Source organism: Candidatus Zixiibacteriota bacterium (assembly GCA_035380245.1).
Lineage (GTDB): Bacteria > Zixibacteria > MSB-5A5 > GN15 > FEB-12 > DAOSXA01.
Genome location: DAOSXA010000001.1, coordinates 719,873 through 743,110 on the forward strand (window position 1 = coordinate 719,873; position 23,238 = coordinate 743,110).

Sequence of the window (23,238 nt, forward strand, 5' to 3'; positions counted from 1 at the left end):
TCACCCCGACTCTGTTCTAAACTGAGACAAAACGATCTTCATTGTACCCATCTACGGTAAGGAGTGAACAATGACAAAAATCGCGATTATCGGTTGCAAACGAGTCCAGGATCAGCTTTGTATCGCTTGTGCGAAATGCCTGAAGGCGATCAGTCTCAAAGATGGGGAGTTCGCCCGTTACGACGATGACCTCGAGCTGGTGGCGCTGGGCAACTGCGGCGATTGCCCCGGATTGATCATGCCCAAGCTGACCCTGATGAAAGAAATCGCGACGATGCTGGATCGCGACTTTGACGTTATTCACCTCGGTACTTGTGTAGTCAAAGCCAGTAAGACCGGAAAATGTCCGCTGGATTTCGACCTGATCAAGAACCTGGTCAAACAGAATTTCGACAAGGAACTGGTCATCGGCACACACAACTACTAAGACCAAACCGACAACTTGCGATGGGTCCCTCCCCGGTGGCCGATCTCATAGCTTGTTGAAAAGTCGTATGCCCATAAAATCATTTTCCGCGCAGTGCTACCATAGCTAAGGATTACCTATCTCAAAGCTATAGTTCAAGCCGGAATAAAAGACACCCTGCAGATCTCAACCGGAAGAATTCCCCGGAACCTGGTTTTATTACTCCCGATAAAACTAGCTCAAAAAAAAACCCAAGCAGGTGGTAATCCTGCCTGGGTGGACGATATTAGGTAATCCACAGAAAGAGTAACACTTTCCGATTGCAACAGCAATGTAATAATTAACTGTATATTGTCAAGCGAAAAACTTAGTCTTATTCAAAAAAACTTTAATGTTGACGTCCAGGAAATTGCTCTAAGATCAAACTCCATCAGCACTTGTCTCTTATCTCCGGAGTGGTTGGTAATCACCTTTGACATATCATGAGACATCCGCAATAATCGCGTCACACCCCGTCCCCTATTTTTCCGCTATCACACCATTAATTTCCCCTCTTTCGACATAAAAAACGAGCATTACGATTTGAAATACAACAATTTACAAGAGCAATCCAGGTGAGCTTATCCACACCGCGTGTGGACAACCTTGTTGAGCTGTGTGAAAATACTCATAAGTTATTGATATTCAATGCATAACATAATACAATAATGTTGACAATGTCATATTAAGATTGCGTTAAGAACTCACTTCCCAGCAACACATTGTTTGACATTAGATTACGCTCATTAGTTTTTTCAATTCCGACTGAGAATGCCACATTCAGAACAACACCAGGCACCCTGTTTTAAGCTACTATACTGAATACCAACAAGCTATGAAAAACAAAAAATAAACACTATTTTTGGTATGGAAATGGGATTCAAACACAATATCTTGTGGCCGCTGTCCGAAATACAGGGAGATATTTACGCAGTCGTCTGACTGCTTACCGGATTTATGTGATTTTATTGGAAAAAACGGCAAGCGGAGCCTCAGTTTAGTAGTGCAGCTACCGCCAGGGGTCGCTTTGCCTGTTCGATAGTACAGGAGGTACATCCTTGAAGTTTCAGCGTTATTTTACGCGTGAAGGAGAAACCGCATACACCCGTATCAACTTTGTCAAGCGTAGTTCTGAGATCCGCAATCCGGACGGCACGGTTGTTTTCAAAGCGGACAACATCAACGTTCCTGAGAGCTGGTCGCAAGTGGCCGTTGACATTCTGGCCCAGAAGTATTTCCGCAAGGCCGGAGTCCCTCAGAAAGACGAGCAAGGCAAAATCAAGGTTGATTCGGACGGAAAGCCGATCCTCGGGGGCGAAACCGACGCCCGCCAGGTGTTCCATCGGTTGGCCGGATGCTGGCGATATTGGGGTGAGAAGTATGGATACTTCGATTCCCCCGAAGACGCCCGTATCTACTACGACGAAATGTGCTACATGCTGGCCAGCCAAATCGCGGCGCCAAACTCTCCTCAATGGTTCAACACCGGTCTGCACTTCGCTTACGGTATCGACGGCGTGGCGAACGGCCATTTCTACGTCGATCCGTCGACGCACACCCTGACCGAAGCTCAGAACGCTTACCAGCATCCACAACCGCACGCCTGTTTTATTCAGTCGGTGGGCGATGACCTCGTCAACCCGGGCGGCATTATGGATCTCTGGGTACGCGAAGCACGTTTATTTAAATACGGCTCCGGCACCGGAACCAATTTTTCCCGTCTGCGCGGATCCAAGGAACCGCTCTCGGGCGGAGGGCAGTCTTCCGGCCTGATGTCGTTTTTGAAAATCGGCGACCGGGCCGCCGGAGCGATCAAATCGGGCGGCACCACTCGTCGCGCCGCCAAGATGGTCTGTCTTGATCTGGACCATCCGGACATCAGGGAGTTCATTAGCTGGAAGGTGGTCGAGGAACAGAAGGTTGCCGCGATGGTGGCCGGCTCCAAAATTATCCGCCGTCAGCTCAAGGACATTTTCGAGGCAGCCCGGGTGAACCAAAACGGCCAGGAACCTGTCATTGAAACCGATCCGGCCAAGAACACCAAACTGAAGCAGGCTCTCAGAGAAGCACGCCATTACTGTGTCCCGCCTCAGTACATCAAACGCATTCTCGAACTGGTCGAACAGGGTGTGCGCGAAATCGAGTTTATCGATCTGGACACCAACTGGGAAGGCGAGGCATACGCCACGGTGTCCGGGCAGAACTCCAATAACTCCGTTCGCGTCCCCAACGAGTTTTTCGAGCGCCTGAAGGAAAAGGGTGACTGGCAGTTGATTCGTCGCACCGACGGCGCCGTAGCCGAAACCGTTTCGGCCGAGGAGCTCTGGGAGCGCATCTGTCATTCTGCCTGGGCCTGCGCCGATCCCGGCGTACAGTTCGACACCACTATCAACGAGTGGCATACCTGTCCGGCCGACGGTCGCATTACCGCCTCCAATCCCTGCTCCGAGTACATGTTCCTCGACGACACCGCCTGCAACCTGGCCTCGATCAATCTCGGCAAGTTTCTGCTTAAAGACGGACATTACGATGTCGAGGGGCTTTTGCATGCCTGTCGTTTATGGACCATGACGCTGGAAATATCAGTCCTGATGGCGTCGTATCCATCGGCTAAGGTTGCTCAGCGCAGTTTCGATTATCGCACGCTCGGTCTCGGCTATGCCAATCTTGGCTCGCTGTTGATGCGGATGGGCATCCCCTACGATTCCTCCGAAGGATTCGCCTGGTGCGGCGCTCTGAGCGCTATCCTGACGGGGCAGGCTTATGTTACTTCGGCCGAACTGGCCAAGGAACTGGGGCCGTTCCCGACTTTCTATCGCAATCGTGATGTCATGTTGCGGGTAGTGCGCAATCACCGCCGGGCGGCCTACAACGCCGATCGCTCTGAATACGAAGATCTGACGGTCAAACCGACCGGAATCAATCCGAACTACCTGCCGGATGAAGTTGTCCGTGCAGCTCGCTCAGTCTGGGATCAGGCTCAGGAGATGGGCGAGATTTACGGTTATCGCAACGCCCAGGTTTCGGTTGTCGCGCCGACCGGCACGATCGGTCTGGTCATGGACTGCGACACCACCGGGATCGAGCCGGATTTCGCCCTGGTGAAATTTAAGAAACTCGCCGGCGGCGGTTATTTCAAGATCATCAACGCCTCCGTCCCCGAGGCTCTTAAGCGGCTCGGTTACGGCACCGAGGAAATCAAGGACATCACCCTCTACGCCACCGGCCATAAAACTCTCAAAGGCGCTCCGTATATCAACCATGAGTCGCTCCAGGCGAAAGGTTTCACCGACGAGGAACTGAACAAGGTCGAGAGACAATTAGCCAACGCCTTTGACATTTCGTTCGCTTTCAACCGCAATGATCTCGGTGACGAATTCATCGAACAGACTCTCGGCTTCTCCAAAGAGATGATCAATTCCTGGGATTTCGATCTCATAAAAGAGCTCGGTTTCACTCGCGAGCAGATCGATCTGGCCAACGAGTTCTGCTGCGGCGCCATGACGCTCGAGGGCGCGCCGCACCTCAAGGAAGAACATCTGCCGGTATTCGACTGTGCCTCGCGCTGCGGTCGGAAAGGGAAGCGTTTGATCCGGGTCGAGGGGCACATTCGCATGATGGCCGCCTCGCAGCCGTTTATCTCGGGCGCTATCTCCAAGACGATCAATATGCCCGCGGAGTCGACCCTGCAGGATGTCAAGGGAGCGTATCGTCTCGCCTGGGAGACGATGAACAAAGCCGTGGCGCTGTATCGCGACGGTTCGAAACTGAGCCAGCCGTTGACGGCATCGCTCCTGACCGACGATGAAGAAGAAGACGATCATGAGATGACCGTTTCCACCGCCGCCGAGAAGATGGCGCGGCGAGTCGTCTATCGTTACATCGCCAAGCGGCGCAAGATTCCCTATCGCCGCGGCGGATACACCCAGAAAGCCATGGTCGGCGGACACAAGGTCTACATTCGGACCGGTGAGTATTCCGACGGCACGCTGGGTGAAATTTTCCTCGATATGCACCGTGAAGGCGCCGCGTTCCGATCGCTCATGAACAGTTTCGCGATCGCTGTCTCACTCGGCCTGCAGCACGGTGTGCCGCTCGAAGAATTCGCCGATGCTTTCCTGTTTACCCGCTTCGAGCCGAACGGCCTGGTACAGGGACATCGCAACATCAAACGGGCAACTTCAATCATTGACTATATTTTCCGCGAACTGGCTATTACTTACCTCGGTCGCAACGATCTGGCCCATGTCTCCGACGAGGACCTGCGCGGCGACACTCTCGGTACTCCCGAGGACTCCACGGAATGGGAAGGCGAGGAACCGGCCAGCGCGGCCATTACCGGACAGGTTACCGACGGCAGTCGCAAAGCCGGCGATATCCACAGCGATCACCTCTTCCCGGGAAGTCACAGCGGTGACGGACACGGCCGTGGGAACGGTAACGGCAATGGCAACGGAAACGGCAATGGAGCCAACGGCAATCATGGAGGAGACGGTCATGGTAAGCAGGTGGAGAATTCGATTGCAGCGACGCAATCTGCGAGGACGAAGAAGGTGCTTGAGTATGTCAGCGCACAGAGCACTACAATTGACCAGGAAGGACAACGACTCCACCAGGCCATCCGCGCCGCGCGACTGAAGGGTTACGAAGGCGACATGTGCAGTGAGTGCGGCCAGTTCACGATGGTCCGCAACGGCACTTGCCTGAAATGTGACACCTGCGGCGCCACGAGTGGTTGCAGCTAAAAATTAAGAGAGGCCTTACGGGGTCTTTCTTATAATCGACCGTGCCCGTCCTTTCACGGTCGGATAAAAAACGTAATTCCGGTTAAATGACCGGGATGCGACATCAGGGCTATCGTGCGCAGACCGGAAACGGTTTGAGGTACTGCTTGTGATGAGTTCGGGATAAGTACTTTCCGAGCGGCAGGCGACGCCGAATACGAAGTAACTTCAACCTCGGTTTGGCGTTAACAGGTGAGATGGGATCGCAAAGGTCCGGGACTGGAGAAAAAGCGGTAGCCCCCTTGGGCTGTGTTCTAGAACCGTCATCGGACGACGGACACTGCTTAAGGATGAGCGTAGCGGCGCGTTGTTTCGGCAACGCGCCGTTGTTGTTTGTCGGGGGGGCTGACGTGACGAAATGTGCCCGGAAGTCGTAGGTCGGGCGTCCGGAGTGAGCGGGGGCATCGCCCCGCGAACGGAGAAACCCGACACCCTGGAATCATCTGATAATGTCCTGTGATCGGAGGTCGGTTATGGCCAGGGGCTTGCGGCGACAAAGAGGGCTGATTTCATTGGTTGATTCGCCACCCCCCTTCGTCTATATTGTGACGCGGGAAGAAAATCTTCGTCAGGAAGGCGGGAGTTTGCGAATGGCAAAAACGCGTATGTTCGTGAAGACGTTCGCTATCATTGTGGCTGCTTTGGTCCTCGTCGGGACGGCTTATGCTCAGACTAGCCAGGCTCCACGGCCCGACTCTCTCAAACCTGTCACTTCGGCTGAGATGGCCCTGGAGAAGGCTGCTGCCTATACAGGTTTCTCGGAGATTGAAGGCCTCAAGAAAGGCGATGCGCAGGTTAGCGTGCATCGCGTCGAAATGTCCGACTCGACGGCGCCTTTCGTGACTTTGGCCAAGTCGCCGCGACCGATGTGGCTTGTATCAATTCACGACATGATCCTTGATCTGAGCGGCACTCCCGACAGCGTTGAGAAGGCTCACCCTAAAGACGTTGATATCTACATCGACTCTACCACGGGGCAATTCATCAAGGCTCTAGTTTTGGACACCGGGCTGGATCGCTCCGCCGTAAGAGAGTGCCCCCGGGATCAGGCGGAGAAGCAGATGACGGACATCAGCGGCGAGGAGTATCTCGGCTATCCCGAGGAGATGCCTAAGTTGAATATGTTGAGCGTCATGGACTCGATATGGGATTGCTCGATCCCGGCCGCGAGTTGGGTCTCGGTCCGATATGTTGTGCACAAACACTTCCACTTGGGCACTGCGCCTTCGTGGATTGTCCACGCGCATGGCTACGGGGGCGAATTCTCTCATCTGCGGGTGGTCGTTGACAGCGAAACCGGCAGAGGTCGTATCGCAATAACCCTGCCTCAGGAGGGTGCACTTTCACCTGATGCCGGCCAGGAATAGTCCAACGGCCGGGACGCCCGAGGTCCCGGCCGCTGTCATCCGCCTGCCCCGCAGAGACATTCTCAACAACCCCGAGGCAACTATTCGGCGTAACACGTTTACCGAACCCTGAAGTACCGGCCGGGTCTCTCTTCGAACCGGCCGCCGAAAACCGTCACCGGGAGAAGACGTGGAACGCAAAAACAAAAAGCACAAAACGAACCCATTTCGCTCCAAGCGTATATGGCCCATCCAATTCGGGGGAATGACTGATGCCGTAACTCAGGCCTCGCAGCCTGTAGGGCAAGTCTCGGGGAGACCTGCCCTACAATCGTCTGCAGATAATTCGTTGATAAAAAGAAAGCTACGCGGCGACGAGGTTGCCGTTGCACTGGATCAGGCCGTCCTTGAGCTTGACCGTCCGCTGGGCGCTGTTGGCGATGTTCATGTCGTGAGTAATCATAACGATCGTCTTGCCCGCGGCATGCAGCTCATGAAAAATGTCAATGATCGCCCCGCCGGACTTGGAATCGAGGTTGCCGGTCGGCTCATCGGCCAGAATCAGATCAGGTTCGTTGGCCAGGGCGCGGGCGATTGCCACTCGCTGCATTTCGCCGCCGGACATCTCGGTCGGCTTATTGGCCATTTTGTCGGCCAGTCCCACTCGCGCGAGCAGCTCGGTGATCCGCTCACGTCGTTTCTTAGCATTGACCCGGGCGAATAAAAGAGGAACTTCGACGTTTTCATAGGCGGTCGCGTAAGGCAACAGATTGAACGCCTGAAAAACGAAACCTATCCTGGTGTTGCGGATATCGGCCAGTTGATTCGAGGTCATCTTATTGACCGGCTTTCCATCCAGCAGGTATTCACCGTCGGTTGGCGTATCCAGACAGCCCATCAGATTCATTAACGTCGACTTGCCCGATCCCGACGGCCCCACCACCGCCACCAGCTCGTTATCCTCGACAGTCAGGTCGATCCCCTTGAGTGCCTCGAACGTGACCTTGCCGGTCGTGTATGCTTTGCGAACCTGTTTCATTTCAACCATAGTTTAACTCCAGCCTGCTGTCGTTACTCGTATCGCAATGATTCCACCGGGCTGACCGATGCCGCCCGCAGGGCCGGGAAGAATCCGGCCAGGATGCCCATGACACCGAGAATAACCGTCACGATGATACCAATTTCGAGCGAAATAGTAGGGCGCCCCATGAAGGTCAGGACATCCGACTCGATCGGCACTCGTTTGAATCCCTCGGTTAAAATGTAACTGATACTCATCCCGCCGATGCCGCCGAGGAAAGTGATCATCAGCGCCTCGATCAGGAATTGAAAAAGAATGACCGAACGTCGTGCCCCCACGGCCATTTTGATGCCAATCTCGCGGGTACGCTCCCGAATGGAAACATACATGATGTTGGCCACTCCCACCCCGGCGATGAGCAATGTCAATCCGCCGATTATGCCAAGGAACACCTGAATACCAAGCATTATGTTGTCGAATTCTTTGGTCCCGGAAACGGTATCCCATACCCCCAGGGTTTCTTCGTCATTGGGATCGAAACGGTATTTCGCTCCCAGAACCTCATAGACCTGCCGCTGTACCTCCTTGACGTTCGCCGGGTCCACAGGCTGATAAATTATATCATCCAGCCAGGGATCGCCGAAAATTGCCTTGAAGGTCGTCCAGGGTATCGAAACCTTGTCGGCATCCGGTCCACTGTACATGTTCATTTGCTGCTTTTCAATTTCGATTCCCACCACCGTGAACGGAAGTCCCTGCAACAGAAACTGCTTGCCGATCGGGTTCTCGCCGGGGAACAGGTCCTCTGCAATGCGGTACCCGAGGAAGGCCGTACGGCGCTTGTTGTCGCAGTCGCTCTGGTTGATCATACGCCCGCCCATTTGCGCGATATGGTTCCGCATTGTGGTGAAGTTGGGAGTGATCCCGGCGATCAGTTCCGACTTGACAGTGGTCCCGTTGACCAACTCAACGCTCCAGCGCTGATATTCGGCCCCGATGTCCTTGATCCCCGGTACGGTTGCCCGTAGATATTCCAGGTCTTCCGGGTAGAAATGTATCCCGCGTCCCTTGGGTAATCCCTGGTAGGGAATCGTTGTGTTACCCGGCCAGATGATGACGATATTCTCTCCCAGGCCCTTACGGTTGGTCATCATCTGCTCGTAAATCCCCTCTCCGAATCCCAGCAGCAGCATAATACTGATAGTACCCCAGGCAAGGGCGATAAGAGTCAGCAGGATACGTTTGCGCTGCTTGCGAAAATCGCGAACGAAGACATTGTACATTACGGTCGGATTCATATCTGTCCTAATACAGCTTGAGAGCTTTTACCGGTTCCAGCCGGGCTGCCCGCCGGGCAGGAAAAATACCGGCTGTAAAACCGACAATACCGATCAGCACCGTGGCAATCAACCCCACGGTCAGATCCACGGTCGGCTCACCCACCAATTCACCGATGTTAAACAACGGCACCAACGCGACAATACCCCAGGCGAACAGAAATCCGGCGATGCCGCCCACCCCCGTGATGGTCAGCGTTTCCAGAATGAACTGCGCCAGAATCGTGCTCCGCCGTGCCCCCAGGGCCATCTTGATGCCGATTTCCTTGGTTCGTTCTTCGAGCACCACATTCATGATGTTCGACACCCCGATACCGCCGGTAATCAGGGTGGCAATACCGATCCCGGTGAGGAACCATTGAAAAGCGGTAAAGAATATCTTCAGGAACTCGAAGCCCTGGGTGACATCCCACACCATGAGAGCCTCTCGATCGGTCGGGTCAAATTTATAGCGGCTTCCCAGCATCTCATAGATTTCATCAACCGATTCGGAAGAAACATGATCATCCTTAGCCTGTACCACCAGATTGTTGGGATAACGGTTGGAGAACATGGTACGGAAGGTCGTAACCGGAATGATCAGCTTGGAATGGTCCCGCCCGCTGTAAGAGCTGTCCTGATCCTTCTCCTTCATCACCCCGATCACAACGAAAGGCGTACCATCGACAAGAATCGTTTTGCCCACCGCTTCTTCGCTGCCGAACAGGTCATCGGCGAGACGGTTGCCGATAAACACCACGCGGCGGCGCTTGGCGATATCGAGATCGTTAATGAACCGCGAGCCCATCTGCGGAATGATATTACGCATCTCATTGAACTCCGGCCAGATACCGATTAGCTGTCGTTTGAACTGGTTCTTGCCGTATTTGACCGATACCCCCCACCGGGTGAACTCCGGCGAGATACTCTTGATGGTCTCTGAGCGTACCTTGATCATTTCTACGTCATCAGCCGTGAAGTGAATTCGACGCCCTCGCGGAAGCCCCTTGAACTCCTTGCCGGTTATACCCGGCCAGATGATGGCGATGTTATCCCCGAGTCCCTTCTGTGATTTCAACTGAGCGGTTTTCATCCCATCGCCAAAGGCAAACAGAAGCACGATTGCGGCGGTGCCCCAGAAGACACCGAACACCGTGAGCAGAGTTCGCAATTTCTGGCGACGCATATCGTTGAGGAATTGCTTTATGGACAGCAGGGGGACCATATCGTGTTACTCACTCTTTCGATCAGTCGGCGGTTATTTCACGCGGCGGGCGCTCGACGACCAGATCTCCCTCATCCAGACCGGCAATCACCTCCATATTGATGCCGTCGGAGAGACCGCATTCGATCTCGCGGGTCGTAATCACTCCGAGCGTATCCTGTACTTCGACCGTCGCCACGGAGTCATCGAAATGGATCAGCCGTTCCGGTACCAGCAGGATATCTTCCGCCTTGTTGATGATAATGGAAGCTGTGGCACTATACCCGGCACGCAGCAGCTTGGAGGTCAGTTCATCCAACTGCACCTCGACCTCGAACAGCGTCGAGCCCTGGTCCTGATGAGCTTTTGGCGAGATTCTCGCGAGCATACCGGTTAACTGGTTCTGCGGCATAGCGCCTATTTCAATATCGGTGCCCATGCCCTCGTGCAGTTTGCCGACGTCGATTTCATCGACATTACCCCGAAAGATCAGATCATCCATTTTAGCCAGCGTCATGAGCTGGGTTCCTTCCTGGTAGGAAGTCAACGGTACGACCGGATCACCTTCCTCGACCGACCGGCTCAAAACCATACCGGCGGTTGGAGCATGGATGATATTGCTTACCTGGCGATCGGCGATGGTGGTTTTACCCGATTCGATCAGAGCCAGTTTTTCGCGCGATAATTTCAGGCGTAACTCGGCTTCATCATATACGGCTTTTTTATCCTCAAATTCCTGGTGTGAAACCAGTTGTTTGTCGGCCAGCGCCTCGAAGCGTTTGTACTCGCGAGCAGCATTGTCGTAAGCCACCTGATACAACTCGACCTGCCGGTTGGCTTCGGCGAATTCCAGCGGTGTAGGATCGGGAGCGATGTCAAAGAGAGGATCCCCGGCCTTGACGACATCGCCCACCTCGGCAAAGATCTGGCGGACGATACCGCCGTTTTTCGATTTGATCTCGATCTCCTTGCGAGGTTCTATCTGCCCCACGGCCACAGCCTTGTCGATAATCGAACCACGGCTTACCGCAAAAGTTTTACTCTCCCCGCCTTTTGAGGCTGAACCGTCTATGGCAAAAAAAGCCACCAGGGCAACGACCGTAAGGGCCAAAACACTCAGAATCAACTTCTTTATCATATTTTATGCTCCAGTTGGTTTACTACTGCGCGTCTGGGTTCTTTATTACGAATCGAATTAACAGTTGTTTCATTTCCATCGATTCTCTGAGCCGAACGGTCGCCAAGATAGTTGTTGCCTGCCCGCCTTGAGCTTCCGTACTATTCGTATTAGAGGAAGCCTAACCAACAGGGGTACGCGAGGATATGCAGCTCACCTTTGAACCTGTAACAGCCGACCGGTGGAAAGATTTTGAAACATTATTCGGTCAGCGCGGCGCCTGCGCCGGATGCTGGTGTATGTTTTGGCGTCAAACCGGCAAGGAATATAAACAGAACAAAGGGACAGCCAATAAACGAGCGATTAAAAAAATCATCCTCTCCGGTGAGATTCCCGGCCTGCTGGCTTACGACGGCGACGAACCGGTCGCCTGGTGCAGCGTAGGACCACGCGAGCGGTATTCAAGACTGATGCGCTCACGGACTCTTAAGCCGATCGACGATCAACCGGTCTGGTCGATTGTCTGTCTATATGTAAAGAAAAGTCGTCGAGATCAGGGTGTCGGTACACAGATGCTGGGCGCCGCATCCGAATATGCCGCTTCGCAGGGAGTTGCAATAATCGAAGGATACCCCAACGAACCGAAAAATAAATGGGCTGACGCATTTCTATACACCGGTACCGCAAGTGCCTTCCGCAAGGCCGGGTTCAAAAAGGTAGCCCAGCCTTCACCGACGAGATTGATAATGCGCAAGCAGCTCAATAAATAACAATGAGTAAACCCGGGTCGTAGCCATCGTCTCGGCCGACCGCTGAGACTTCATAAGGAGCAGGGAATGGTTCACGTCATGGCGACCTTCATAGTCAAACCGAATAAACTGGCAGAAGTCAGGGAAGCGATTGGCCGGTTTATCGATGCAGTAAGAGATAACGAACCTGATTGTTTGCTTTATGAGTCGTTTCAGGGAGAGGATGACAATTCCTTCGTCCACCTGATGTCTTTCGAAGATGAAGCCGCCGAAGCCCGGCATAATCAGACACTCCATACCCGGCAGTTTCACGAATTACTCGAAGCCGTGTGCAATCAGGGCCCTATCTTCGCCCACTTGAAACTGCTCCGCACCACGGAGCGCTGAACCTGTAACCGACCCGGCCAAAGTGCTTGACAAAACAGTCCGGCATCAGTAGTTTGCATATAACGGATCTACGTTTTCAGTCATGCAACATGGAGAGGCTTTTTAGCTATTGTCCTATAGCTTGGTGTGACAATCATGATCGGAACCTTACGTTGTCGGCGTGACGGTTCGGATAATTAGCAAAATCTCGCTGTCTGTCGTCGCAGGGACGCCCGCAGCCGGGATTGTCGCATGATGCTATTCTCCATCGTACGACATCATCGTATCGGTATCACGTCAAACCCAATTGTCCTTGAAGTTGAGACCTGTCATCAGGGTATAACGACGCACCGCAGAATATGCGAAGGGCAAACGCATATTGATGCGATGTCGTTCCCTTCATTAATGACAGGCTCACATGTTCGGGTGTCTTAGGCAGAGCTTTTTGCTCCGTCTTCTATGATCCTCAATTGTCACACGAGGCATTTGAAACAGCCGGTTATGCCTGTCGCTGCTTCGAGGAGTTCCTGTAACCTTCGGAGATGCCGGGCCGGCCGGACGAGACACCATTGAGTCATTTACTGAAGAGGTATGGACTGATGTCAAAGAAACTACTAGGGCTGTTCATTCTAGCTTCGCTGATGGCTTTCGTGGCCATAAGCGTTATGGCCGACGACGGCAAGGTGCCGCCCGAACGCCAATGCACTCTCAAACACGATGACCCCAACACCGTCAACTGGAATATCGACGATCAGGAATCCGACTGGAGCGATTCTCCGTTCTTGCCGACAGCCAGTCATCTCTATCAGCACTATGAGTGGCTGGGAGCGACTGTCGACCAGGAAGCCGGGGTAAACGTTACTGATGATGGACCGGATGACGACGGTCTCATCAGTGCGGTGATCGATCCAACCAACGGCGCGGTACAGATCCGGTTTGGAATTACCACGTCATACTCCGCGCACCCGGGGGCTTTTCCGCTCGGTACTCGTGAGTTCGTCGAAGCGTGGGTGGACTGGAACAACAACCTGACCTTCGAACCGTCCGAGCGAGTTGGCCTGGGTTGGAACGGTTCTCCCAAAACCTGGGGTGGCACCGACACCCATGACGACGCGGTTCTTGGAGCGGCCGGTGGCGCACCGGGAACCTATAACGTCCGCATTCGTCTTTACTGGTCGCATGCGCCGCGCCCGGCTGCTCCGGGCGGAGCATACGACTGGGGTGAGGTCGAGGACTATGAAGGAGTGGAATTCGTAGCGGGCGAGCTGCCGGCTCCGGAATACGGTCAGGTAGCCGTTCCTTCAATGTCTACCTGGGCGTTGATTACCCTCGTGCTCCTGCTGCTGGGCGCAGCAGTCTGGGTAGTCCGTCGAAATCGCGCCGGGGGAATTGCCTGACTCTAACAAACGGGAGTGTTGAGAAAGCCATACGTTCTGATATTTAGTTGGGCACAACTATAATGCGGGCGACATAAGGCTGCCCGCTACGCGAGGTTATGGCTCTCAAACGCGTAGCGGCGGGGCTTGTCTCCGCCGCGATTGAAGTTTGTCAACAATCCCAAAACGCAGGGGGACATTAACAGGGTGCGGTCGTAAGACCGCTCCTTGTTTTTATTGTTCTAAATCCAGACGGATAGCCTGAAGATGAAAGGCATGCTTCTTGCGGGCGTTGTCGAACAACGCTACGTTGAGTCGGATCGGGTCGTTTATTTCAAGGTCGTGCGGCGAACCGGTCCGGAGCCGCCGCCGCATCTCGATCGTCCAGATATTATCGTGCCAGCGCCCGAACGCTCGAATATCTCCGCGATCTCCGTGCAATTCACCTACCAGGACCGCCGGCTGGATTGCCCCAACGGGCAAAGAGTCGCCTCCGGAGAAATAAGGAACGGCATTATACGAATCTACCCGCAGCCAACTGTGTTTGTTGGTGGTAAGATCGAGTAAATATGGCTGCCGCCAATCTTCGTTCAAGTTGGAATGAGTTGATCCGGCCGCAGGATTGTCCACGAAGATACCGTTGCTGTTCGAATCCGTTGCCATCGCCATGAAACGATCGTCCGCCTGCGCCACCGGATTAGTCCCGACCGCCTGCCAGACCCACAGGTCGAGGGTGTCATCGACAGCATCATGATTGCCGTATGCACCCTTGTTGCCGATGTGACACGTGGCGGCACAACCACCCGCATCGCGCGATAAAGACAAAGCAACCTGATCTTCCCAATAGATCGACTCATCGAAAAGGTTCAGATAGGCACTTTTTTGAACGATCCAGCCGGTGTCGGTCTTGATCAGGTGACGATTCGAGGAATAGTCCGGATCGCTGTAGGTCAGCAACAGATACAGGTTGGCATGGTCGACAAACGCCTTAACCGTCGCCATTGAGGCCGAAGACTCAAAATTGGCGCCCCCGATCAATCCGATCGTCACCGAGTCGGCCTCAGCCCATTGCGGCTCATTGACGATTCCATCGATCTCAACTATACCCGGTATGTTTTTGAGGGTCAGTCGACTGTATGTCGACGGGATCATGAACAGACCGACCAGGATAGTCAAGCCCAGAATCCCGGATAAAACCAAGGCCCGCGTTTGCACGAATCCGGGAAATACCGGATCGAAAAAGATCGAGTTCACCCGCGACTCTTTGTTGGCGATCGTCTCGACAATGTGCGCTATTGTCATCAGCAGGAGAATCCCGGCACTGTATCGGTGCAGCCAGTGCATCAGGACAAAACCATCCGGAGCGCTGAACAATCCTAATTGCAGCGTAATCCCGCTGAGTACGGCGGTTGCCCCAAGAAACAGCATGGTCAGATAAAATAGCTTCTTGCCGAGTTTATAGCGGAGATGGGTGAAGATATTCGTCAATCGTCGAAGTTGATCGGTCAGCAGCAAATGCGCGAAGTAGAAAATTCCAACCGCCGTCAGAATATACCCGAACGCGGCATGCCAGGCGAATATGTCCCCGGTCGGCGCCAGCCGGTCGAACAACGATCCCGGTTCGAGCGTCGGCTGTTCGCCCATAATCGAACCGAGTCGGATACCCGTCAGATAGAGCGGACCGAGAAGCAGCACAGTCGCGGCATGAGCCAGACGTACGCCCAAACGATACCGGTAAAATGCAGGATCACGCATAAGTCTATATAACGCACAAACGGACACTATTGAAAGACTAATCCTCTTGAATAATAATCGCTAAAACCGTAAGAACGTGCTTGCTATTTTGAGGTGAGAAGTCCAGATTTGGCGACCAAGGACTTGAACCATTCGGCCTTTTGAGAAAGGTTGAGGAGATATGAACAAAAATGTGCTAATGATCATTATCGCTCTAGCCGCGCTGTTGTCAATTGCCGGGCAAAGTACGGCAGCGGTTGGACCGTTCCGGATCACCGGAGCCGACTCGAGCTACCTGGAGTTCCATCTGGCCACCCAGGTACAGTTGAAGTATATCGCGGACGATCTTCGCGGCGACGACGGTTATGATGACCGCTTCACTATGGAATTACGCCGGGTGCGTCCTGCGATTGCAGTCGGATTGCCCAAAAAACATCTCACTTTCCGGTTACAGTTGAGCACCGTATCCGGATCATTGGAGTTGCTTGATCTGTACAGTGACTACAGTTACCGCAAGAACCTTCGTTTTCGTATCGGCCAATTCAAAACTCCATTCACGCGTTATCGCCTGCAGTCGTTTCAAAGTCTGACATTCGTCGACTGGTCGGTGTTAACACGCTGGTTCGGCGCCGAACGACAGCGCGGTCTCGCTATTCATAACGGCTTCACCAAACCGGCCCCGTTCTCTTACGTGGTGATGTTCGGCTCCGGCGTCAACGCCCGCGCCAGTCATGCCATCGGAACATCGCTGGTATATGACCTGCCTCGTACCAATCCCTCCGACCTTACCGAATCGGCCGCCGGCCCGGAGTTCCATCCGGAACTGTTCGTTCACCTGGCCCATCATCACGGCAACATCAATGTAGGATCCGACACCGATGCTTCTCGGACCGGATTGCGTTACATGACCGCGGTCAGCTTTGCCTGGGATATGGACCCCGATCCCTACTACGATTGCCGTCTTCGACTGGCGCCCGAACTGCTGGTTAAATACTCCGGTTGGGCGTTGTCGGCAATCGGCTATGGCGCAACCGGTGAGATCTATGAGGGCAACGACCATGATCCGATTCTTTACGGCGGTCTGCTTCAGGCGGCGTATCGGATCGATCAACGCTGGGAGTTGGCGGCCCGATTCGCGGCGGCCGATGCCTCTGATAATTTTTACCGCGGCGCTGTGAACAAGGCCCTGGCCGATGACGAAGAACGCACTATCCTGCGCAGTCAGCGCCAGGCTACTATCGGTCTGAACGTTTACATCGACGAACACATCTGCAAGCTCCAGACCGATTTCGGCTGGCTTCGTAATTACGATTCCGAAGGCTCCACCGACGATTATGAAATTCGTAGTCAACTGCAGTTGACCTTCTGATTATCACCCAAATCAAAACAGGGTCATTCCGCCGCGAATGACCCTGTTTTTCGATGCACCGGAGCTTTTGCCCGGTGATTACTCTACGAAAATTCTGACTTTCTCTTCACCGTCCTGGACGTCGATGCTGGTGTCGGCGAGGGCATCGATCAACTCCTCGAGCGATTTCGGGTCGAGGTGTTCAATATCCAGTTCGATCCCGTGTTCGCTCAAGGCATGGTTGATCCTGGTCGTCGATTTCCCGGGCATAAGCGATCCTAGCTTAACGCCGGCTCGAACCAGACTGAGCGGTACCCGGATGTTAACATGTTCGTGGCGGCGACGGCGGCAGCCATGGTCGTCATCTTCATCGTCTTTCTTATGTCCCTCCACCTGCACCCGCAGCCAGCGGGGTTTACTGCCCGGCTCGCGCACCGGATCGTCTCTGATCCAGCCGGTCTGATCGGCTACATCCACCGCCTTCAGGAGCTTTTCCGCCTGTTCGACAGTGATCTTTCCATCGGAAAGCATCTGGAGTATTTTGTGTTTCTCTTCACTCACAGCATCACCTCTTATCATTAAGTCTTCTCATTGCCTCGTCGAAATCTATTTCACCGTCCTCCAGATCCTCCAGAATCGACTCTTTGGTCTCCCGGTTCAGGTCCGGTATTTTATCTATAAGAACCGGCTCATCGGGATCCGACTCGATCTGGACGAAAGTCAGCATTTCGCCGATTCGGTTAAGCCGGTTTTTGACGGTCGGGTAACTCACCCCGAAATACTTCTCCATTTGCTTGATCGATCCGTGACTCTTGACAAATGCCGCCACGAACACCTGGTCCTCGGCCGAGAGCGCCGCCAGCTCGGGAAGTTCAAACGAGCCCTCAATGGAGATACCGGAGCTCTCCATTCGTATGCGTTCCACGATGAGCTTCTGTCCATCGGTAAGTTTTGTTAGCTCTCGCCAGTCTTTGTTCATGTTTTTCTCCCGAGTTATCACCAATCTTTATTTACATTACGGTTAGATATTAAAAAAGTTCATTATTAAATGAATTTATTTACATTTTTTGATGTAAAACTTGTCCTCTACCTCATTAAATCTCATAAGCTGTTGTATGAGTTGGACTTTTATTGATCGGACGACCGGAGATATCTCGAATTCTCTCTGCCTTGCGGGATTTTACTCACACTCGCTTCGGACAAAAACGGCTGATGAAACCTGAGGCGGAGACTTCGTAGATATAGGAACCGAAGAGACATTTACCGCCCGAGGATCGGTGATTCTTTGACAAATGCTTAAGTAGAAGCTCTCCCCACAAAAAAAGGGCCGGGATCACCGGCCCTTTACTGCGCTGGGAGGTATTACCGCTGCGTCAACTGCTCATCGAACTGCTGAGCTTTGTTGATCAGAGACATCAGCTCGATCACCTCGCTCGACTCGCTCTCGACCGCGATCCCCTTGACCACGTCCATAACATCCGCCAAACTCGATTCCTTAGCCCAGTAGGACTTGCGCAGGATCTCGGCGAACTCCGCCGCCGCCGCCGCCAGCTTGAGATCATCCGAGGCTCGGCTGAACGTTGAAGCGAACCCGCCGGTGTTAACGGCCTTTGCCACTTCGGTCACCCTGTCGGAATCCGGGTCCTTGTAGCGCACGTAGACGGTACCGATGCGGTCGACCGGCCGCTCCGCATGCTGGAGCTTCACCTCGTACAGCGCCGTGACCTCGTGCCCGCTGCCGATTTCACCGCCGTCCTCCTTGTCGTCACGGAATTTGTTGTCGGCTACGTCGCGATTCTCATACCCGAGCAGGCGATAAGAACGCACCGCCCGCGGATCGAAATCGACCTGAATCTTCACGTCGCGGGCGATCACCTGCAGCGTCCCGGTCAGGTTGTCGACGAAAATGCCGCGAGCTTCCTGGAGATTATCCACGTAGGCGTAAAAACCGTTCCCTTTGTTGCCGAGCTTCTCCATGAGAACGTCGTTGTAGTTGCCCATGCCGAATCCGACCGTGGTGAGAGTAATACCTTTGTCGGCGTACATTTTAATCATCTTCAAAATATCGTCCGGGCCGGTCTGGCCGACATTGGCCACGCCGTCGGAGCAGAGGATCACACGGTTGATATACCCCTGCCGGAACATACGGTCGGCCATATTATAACCGAGCCGAATTCCCTCTTCGGCGTTGGTGGAGCCGCCGCTGTGCATCATCTCAATGGCGTTAATGATCAGATTTCTTTCATGAAGCGAAGTCGGCGGCAGCCATTCCATACCATTCGAACCATAAACCACGATCCCGACCTTATCCTCGTAAGTGAGTTCATCGACCAGCAAACGCAGCGCCTTACGAACAAGACCGAGACGGTCTTCCCGAGCCATCGAGCCGGAGATATCGACCACGAACACGAGATTAGCCGGCTTGCGGTTTTCCGGACGGACCTCTCGCCCTTTGATGCCGATCTTCACCAGGCTGCAATTCTGCCCGAAACGGCTGGGAGCGCCTTCGATATTGACCGAGAAAGCTTCTTCTTCCGGAGAATCGTAGTTGTAATCGAAATGATTGACGAACTCTTCGGTGCGCACGGCATCCTTGTCCGGCAGCGCCCCGCGTTCGAGATAGGAGCGGGCGAGGACATAAGAGGCATCATCGACGTCGATAGCGAAAGTCGAAAGGTGGTCGTCCTCGGTGTCGACGAACGGATTTACGCCGTAGTTCTCGAAGAACATGGCATCGAACGGCTTGCCGTTGACGATCGCGTTGCCGCCGTGGGCCGGCGGATAGGGCTGCGGTGAAGGGGCACATTGCGGACTTGCGACAGCACTATAGTTGATTCCTCCAAGAGGATCACCGACGGGCACGGCTACTCCGTTAGTCACCTCACCGGCGCGGCCGCCACGAATGAATGTTTCCTTGTCTTTCTTATTCTCCTCCACCTTCCCGGATGTCTCCAGCAGTTCATCGACCGAAGTCACCGGCTGTATCTTGATGGCGTCCGCGGTAATCACGACTTGATTGGAAACCTGAAATTTGTCAATCATGTCCTGATCGCAGACCACCTTGATCGTCTTGCCGATATCGCCGATCTTCTTCTCCAAAACGGCATTGACCTCGATAGCGGAATCAGCCACAATTCTTATATCCGAGATTTCAAGGGTATTATGATCCAGGTTGGAAATCCGCAAGGTGTGAATGCCCGGGGGGACACGTTTAATCAGATAAGTTCCATCTATCCCGGTCATGGCGCCATACTTCGTACCGAGCACTAGAACGGAAGCACCGATAATCGGATCGCCGGTATCTTTGTCGGTTATTTTACCCTTGATCTGTCCGGTATCGGCGGCCTGGATAATCATGGCGACGGCTGTCGTGAGAAACATGAGGGTGAGGACGGTGAGAACTTTACGGGGACGCATAGCGAACCTCCTTTCAAAAGGCTGCCGGCCGAAAGTGCCGTATCGGACGCGGCGTCAATCTCTGGTTTGTTCCTTTTGAGGGGGTTACACGGTAATAACGAATTTCTTCCCGATTTTGTTGAACGAAACGAATTCTAGATCGAATAATGAACATTTGCCGTTTTCGTTCGTCTTCTGTATCAGAACAGACAAAGCACTGCGGCCGGAGACATCCGGTCGGCGCTCGGTTTTCCCGCCAGGATTCCATCCGAGCTTCAGTGTCGATTTTCGATACGCATCGATTCAAAAAACCGCCCAGAATTATTCTCTTCTCACCGGTTTTTATACCGCCAACGGTGAGGTACGCCCTGACCGGTACGAGACCGGCACCCGTTGCATCAGACTATCCGTGCGCAGGGTATCGCCTGCGTAGTCCGAGGGTTTGTCTATCGAGTGGATCGCGACAGTCTTCGATCGCTCCGGGTGTCGAACCGAATGGTGAATTACGACCTGCAGTACATAGGTGAGCAAACCTTGAATAACAGAGAGTAAACCGACAAACTATAAGGAGGCTTATCGACCAAAGAATTACCCCCTCCCCCACCTCATCATCGCCCGCCGCAAAACGAACCAGGAATATATTCGTGCCTGATAAAGACCCTAAAACGGAGAAGATATGATGAGACCCAGACTTATCAATACCACCGGCCTTTTGATAGGACTGCTCTTGCTGCTTGCGGCTGTTGCCGGAGCAACGACCGTATCCGGTGAGAAGGCCGTAATAAAAACCAGGAGCTTCAGTCTTCCGGCTCAAGTCGGTGAGATGCCGCTGACAGCTATGAAAACCGGCGCTGAACCCACCGACAAAATTTACACTTCAACTCTTCAGGGAGGCGACGACATTGCCTCCGCCACCACCATCCCCGGTTTCCCGTTCGTCGACACCGGCACGACGGTCGGGTATACCGACGACTATCAGGAAATCTGTCCGCCCCAGAACACAGCCAGCACGGCAGCCGATGTCGTCTATTCCTACACGCCGACCGAGGACCTGGTGGTTGATTTTATCACCTGTGAGTCCGAATACATGACCTACATCTGGATCTACCAGGATGACGAGACTACGCTCTGGGACTGCAACCAGTTCGACAACAATTGCTCACTACCACGCTCAGCTCTCTACGACGTAACCATTCCGGCCGGTCACACCTATTATTTCGTGATCGACGGTCGCGCTGAACAGGAAGGAACTTATGTAGTCGAGATGGACGCCCGCGAACCGGTCATTACGCTGAACGAACATCCGGCTCTGGGCGACGGCGGCAACGATAATCTCGTGCTGGCGTTCTCCTATACCGGGCAGGACGACACCGCCCTCTACTGGCAGGGCTCCGACGACGACGGCGGCAGCTTTTCCAGCGCCGTGTACTTGAGCGGTTTATGGGATTATCCCACCATCAAGTACTGGGGGGAGGATACGATGTTCTACGGCACTCATCTCGAAATCGGTTCCGGCAACACCAATCTTGTTCATGTCAAGAATCCAATCGATCCGAGCGGCTCTTACGATTTCAGTTACTGGAACTGGACTCAATACGGTGTCGACGATCAACGCATGGTCGATATCGGAGTAAACAACAATTATCCGCTGGTGCATTTCCCCGACTCCGGCCGTTTCGGCGTGATCTCTATGGTCAACAGCTATGCCCCGGGAGGAATCACCGACGGCCCGATGCTTTTCTACCCCAAGGACACCACAGCCGGTCCCGGTTGGGCAACGTTGAGTTTCATCGATTCGATCGGAGATTATTCCACCAATGGCTGCGCCACCACTAAAACCGACATCGATCCGCAGACCGGCCGTTCCTATTCTCTCTACGACTGGTATCATCCTGCCGACACCTCCTGGAATCTCCTGATCTGGCAATTCCCGTTCTACAACTCGGCCGATCCCGACGGGATTGAGGGAATGTGGTCATACAGCGCGGGCGATCCGGGTGAAAATCTGGTCAATCCGGCGGTGGCCGCCTATAACGGAAACGTACTCATTCTGGCCGAATACTACAGCACCACTTCCGGCGTCGAATCCGACCATGACATTATCTGCCTGCACGCCTCCGACAGCAGCGTGGCCGGTCTGGTCTCATCGGATGTAATTGTCACCGACGGTGATGAACGTTACCCTGAGATAGCTCATGTCTTCGGTAACACTTTCATTGCCGTTTTCTGGCGCGGTGACTCCTTGTTCTCGGTAACGACCGAAGATGCGGGTGTTACCTGGGAAGAACCGACGCCGGTCGTGGGGCCCAATGTCGACCTGTTTCCACAGGAATATTATGTTGTCGGTGAATACCGCAGCTTCGATCTGGTCGACAAAGGCCGCAAGCTGATCTGGTCCTATCAGCAGTACAAAGACCCCGACAGTACTATCCTGATCAACTGGATGGACCTCGCGGCGCCGGTTCCGGACGCCGACGACGATGGAGTACCGGACGAAATCGACAACTGTCCGACCATTGCCAACCCGGGACAGGAAGACCTCGATCTGGACAATGTCGGTGATGTCTGTGACAACTGCCCGTCTCACTCCAATCTCGATCAGACCAACTCCGACGGCGACTCGTACGGCGATGCCTGCGATAACTGCATTACCGTCGACAACGAGGACCAGGCCGACTACAACAGCGACGGCATCGGCGATGCCTGCTGCTGTATCACCCGTGGTGACATCAACGATGACGGCGGCACTCTGATTACGATCGAAGACCTGATCTACCTGGTCTCCTACATGTTCCAGGGTGGTCCGGCTCCGATGTGCGCCGAGGCGGCTGATATCAACAACGACGGCAATCCCCTGTACACCATCGAGGACCTTGTTTACCTCGTGGCTTATATGTTCCAGGGCGGCACGGCTCCTGACGCCTGTGTCTATTAGTAACTAGCTGAACCGCCTTCCCAGGCGGACTGCGCGTAACGTCCCGACCGATGGTCGGGGCGTTTTTTTGTAGCAGACAATCCTTAAAAAACGAATCGGCG

The 23,238-nt window shown here is 53.9% G+C and carries 16 protein-coding genes; 8 read left to right on the forward strand and 8 right to left on the reverse strand.

Annotated features, from left to right (window positions below):
• Window positions 1-70: 70 nt before the first annotated feature.
• From PLF13_02870 to PLF13_02880, 3 genes are all read left to right on the forward strand, one after another.
• On the forward strand, window positions 71-427 hold the full coding sequence (locus tag PLF13_02870; protein HOP06212.1) for a CGGC domain-containing protein: 357 nt from the start codon (window positions 71-73) through the stop codon (window positions 425-427).
• Between the two features lie 1,076 nt (window positions 428-1,503).
• Window positions 1,504-5,190: a vitamin B12-dependent ribonucleotide reductase gene (locus PLF13_02875; GenBank protein ID HOP06213.1), complete on the forward strand. Its 3,687-nt coding sequence runs from the start codon at window positions 1,504-1,506 to the stop codon at window positions 5,188-5,190.
• A 629-nt stretch (window positions 5,191-5,819) separates the two neighbouring features.
• Window positions 5,820-6,596: a hypothetical protein gene (locus PLF13_02880; GenBank protein ID HOP06214.1), complete on the forward strand. Its 777-nt coding sequence runs from the start codon at window positions 5,820-5,822 to the stop codon at window positions 6,594-6,596.
• Between the two features lie 343 nt (window positions 6,597-6,939).
• Here PLF13_02880 and PLF13_02885 read toward each other — a convergent pair whose 3' ends face one another.
• Genes PLF13_02885 through PLF13_02900 form a run of 4 tightly spaced genes read right to left on the reverse strand, consistent with a single transcriptional unit; the run spans window position 6,940 to window position 11,254 of the window.
• Window positions 6,940-7,623 (reverse strand): ABC transporter ATP-binding protein, encoded by a 684-nt coding sequence (locus PLF13_02885; protein ID HOP06215.1) that lies wholly within the window; start codon window positions 7,621-7,623, stop codon window positions 6,940-6,942.
• A 23-nt stretch (window positions 7,624-7,646) separates the two neighbouring features.
• Window positions 7,647-8,894, reverse strand: a complete 1,248-nt coding sequence (locus PLF13_02890) for an ABC transporter permease (GenBank protein ID HOP06216.1) — start codon at window positions 8,892-8,894, stop codon at window positions 7,647-7,649.
• Window positions 8,895-8,901: 7 nt separating this feature from the next.
• Window positions 8,902-10,137, reverse strand: coding sequence for an ABC transporter permease (locus PLF13_02895; GenBank protein HOP06217.1), 1,236 nt, complete (start codon window positions 10,135-10,137; stop codon window positions 8,902-8,904).
• Between the two features lie 22 nt (window positions 10,138-10,159).
• Window positions 10,160-11,254, reverse strand: a complete 1,095-nt coding sequence (locus PLF13_02900) for an efflux RND transporter periplasmic adaptor subunit (GenBank protein ID HOP06218.1) — start codon at window positions 11,252-11,254, stop codon at window positions 10,160-10,162.
• A gap of 278 nt (window positions 11,255-11,532) precedes the next feature.
• On the opposite strand from PLF13_02900, the gene PLF13_02905 reads away from it, so the two are divergent.
• From PLF13_02905 to PLF13_02915, 3 genes are all read left to right on the forward strand, one after another.
• On the forward strand, window positions 11,533-12,003 hold the full coding sequence (locus PLF13_02905; GenBank protein ID HOP06219.1) for a GNAT family N-acetyltransferase: 471 nt from the start codon (window positions 11,533-11,535) through the stop codon (window positions 12,001-12,003).
• 66 nt (window positions 12,004-12,069) lie between these two features.
• Window positions 12,070-12,369, forward strand: a complete 300-nt coding sequence (locus PLF13_02910; GenBank protein HOP06220.1) for an antibiotic biosynthesis monooxygenase — start codon at window positions 12,070-12,072, stop codon at window positions 12,367-12,369.
• A gap of 578 nt (window positions 12,370-12,947) precedes the next feature.
• Window positions 12,948-13,745: an IPTL-CTERM sorting domain-containing protein gene (locus tag PLF13_02915; GenBank protein ID HOP06221.1), complete on the forward strand. Its 798-nt coding sequence runs from the start codon at window positions 12,948-12,950 to the stop codon at window positions 13,743-13,745.
• 213 nt (window positions 13,746-13,958) lie between these two features.
• On the opposite strand, the gene PLF13_02920 is transcribed toward PLF13_02915, so the two are convergent.
• Complete coding sequence (locus PLF13_02920) at window positions 13,959-15,479, reverse strand: ethylbenzene dehydrogenase-related protein (protein ID HOP06222.1); 1,521 nt, start codon at window positions 15,477-15,479, stop codon at window positions 13,959-13,961.
• A 160-nt stretch (window positions 15,480-15,639) separates the two neighbouring features.
• On the opposite strand from PLF13_02920, the gene PLF13_02925 reads away from it, so the two are divergent.
• On the forward strand, window positions 15,640-16,827 hold the full coding sequence (locus tag PLF13_02925) for a porin (GenBank protein ID HOP06223.1): 1,188 nt from the start codon (window positions 15,640-15,642) through the stop codon (window positions 16,825-16,827).
• Between the two features lie 78 nt (window positions 16,828-16,905).
• On the opposite strand, the gene PLF13_02930 is transcribed toward PLF13_02925, so the two are convergent.
• The 3 genes from PLF13_02930 to PLF13_02940 form a co-directional block, all read right to left on the reverse strand.
• A complete protein-coding gene (locus PLF13_02930; protein HOP06224.1) occupies window positions 16,906-17,367 on the reverse strand; it encodes a hypothetical protein in 462 nt (153 codons plus the stop codon).
• A gap of 4 nt (window positions 17,368-17,371) precedes the next feature.
• Window positions 17,372-17,785, reverse strand: a complete 414-nt coding sequence (locus PLF13_02935; protein HOP06225.1) for a DUF2089 domain-containing protein — start codon at window positions 17,783-17,785, stop codon at window positions 17,372-17,374.
• Window positions 17,786-18,168: 383 nt separating this feature from the next.
• Window positions 18,169-20,223: a von Willebrand factor type A domain-containing protein gene (locus PLF13_02940; GenBank protein HOP06226.1), complete on the reverse strand. Its 2,055-nt coding sequence runs from the start codon at window positions 20,221-20,223 to the stop codon at window positions 18,169-18,171.
• A gap of 655 nt (window positions 20,224-20,878) precedes the next feature.
• On the opposite strand from PLF13_02940, the gene PLF13_02945 reads away from it, so the two are divergent.
• Window positions 20,879-23,137, forward strand: coding sequence for a thrombospondin type 3 repeat-containing protein (locus tag PLF13_02945; GenBank protein HOP06227.1), 2,259 nt, complete (start codon window positions 20,879-20,881; stop codon window positions 23,135-23,137).
• Window positions 23,138-23,238 lie beyond the last annotated feature (101 nt).

Bases quoted from the DNA above. Each gene is read 5' to 3' on its own strand.
- PLF13_02890 (HOP06216.1), bottom strand. From the start codon at position 8,894: ATGAATCCGACCGTAATGTACAATGTCTTCGTTCGCGATTTTCGCAAG.
- PLF13_02885 (HOP06215.1), bottom strand. From the start codon at position 7,623: ATGGTTGAAATGAAACAGGTTCGCAAAGCATACACGACCGGCAAGGTC.
- PLF13_02915 (HOP06221.1), top strand. From the start codon at position 12,948: ATGTCAAAGAAACTACTAGGGCTGTTCATTCTAGCTTCGCTGATGGCT.
- PLF13_02925 (HOP06223.1), top strand. From the start codon at position 15,640: ATGAACAAAAATGTGCTAATGATCATTATCGCTCTAGCCGCGCTGTTG.
- PLF13_02880 (HOP06214.1), top strand. From the start codon at position 5,820: ATGGCAAAAACGCGTATGTTCGTGAAGACGTTCGCTATCATTGTGGCT.
- PLF13_02905 (HOP06219.1), top strand. From the start codon at position 11,533: ATGTTTTGGCGTCAAACCGGCAAGGAATATAAACAGAACAAAGGGACA.
- PLF13_02945 (HOP06227.1), top strand. From the start codon at position 20,879: ATGATGAGACCCAGACTTATCAATACCACCGGCCTTTTGATAGGACTG.
- PLF13_02920 (HOP06222.1), bottom strand. From the start codon at position 15,479: ATGCGTGATCCTGCATTTTACCGGTATCGTTTGGGCGTACGTCTGGCT.
- PLF13_02870 (HOP06212.1), top strand. From the start codon at position 71: ATGACAAAAATCGCGATTATCGGTTGCAAACGAGTCCAGGATCAGCTT.
- PLF13_02935 (HOP06225.1), bottom strand. From the start codon at position 17,785: ATGAACAAAGACTGGCGAGAGCTAACAAAACTTACCGATGGACAGAAG.
- PLF13_02910 (HOP06220.1), top strand. From the start codon at position 12,070: ATGGTTCACGTCATGGCGACCTTCATAGTCAAACCGAATAAACTGGCA.
- PLF13_02900 (HOP06218.1), bottom strand. From the start codon at position 11,254: ATGATAAAGAAGTTGATTCTGAGTGTTTTGGCCCTTACGGTCGTTGCC.
- PLF13_02940 (HOP06226.1), bottom strand. From the start codon at position 20,223: ATGCGTCCCCGTAAAGTTCTCACCGTCCTCACCCTCATGTTTCTCACG.
- PLF13_02895 (HOP06217.1), bottom strand. From the start codon at position 10,137: ATGGTCCCCCTGCTGTCCATAAAGCAATTCCTCAACGATATGCGTCGC.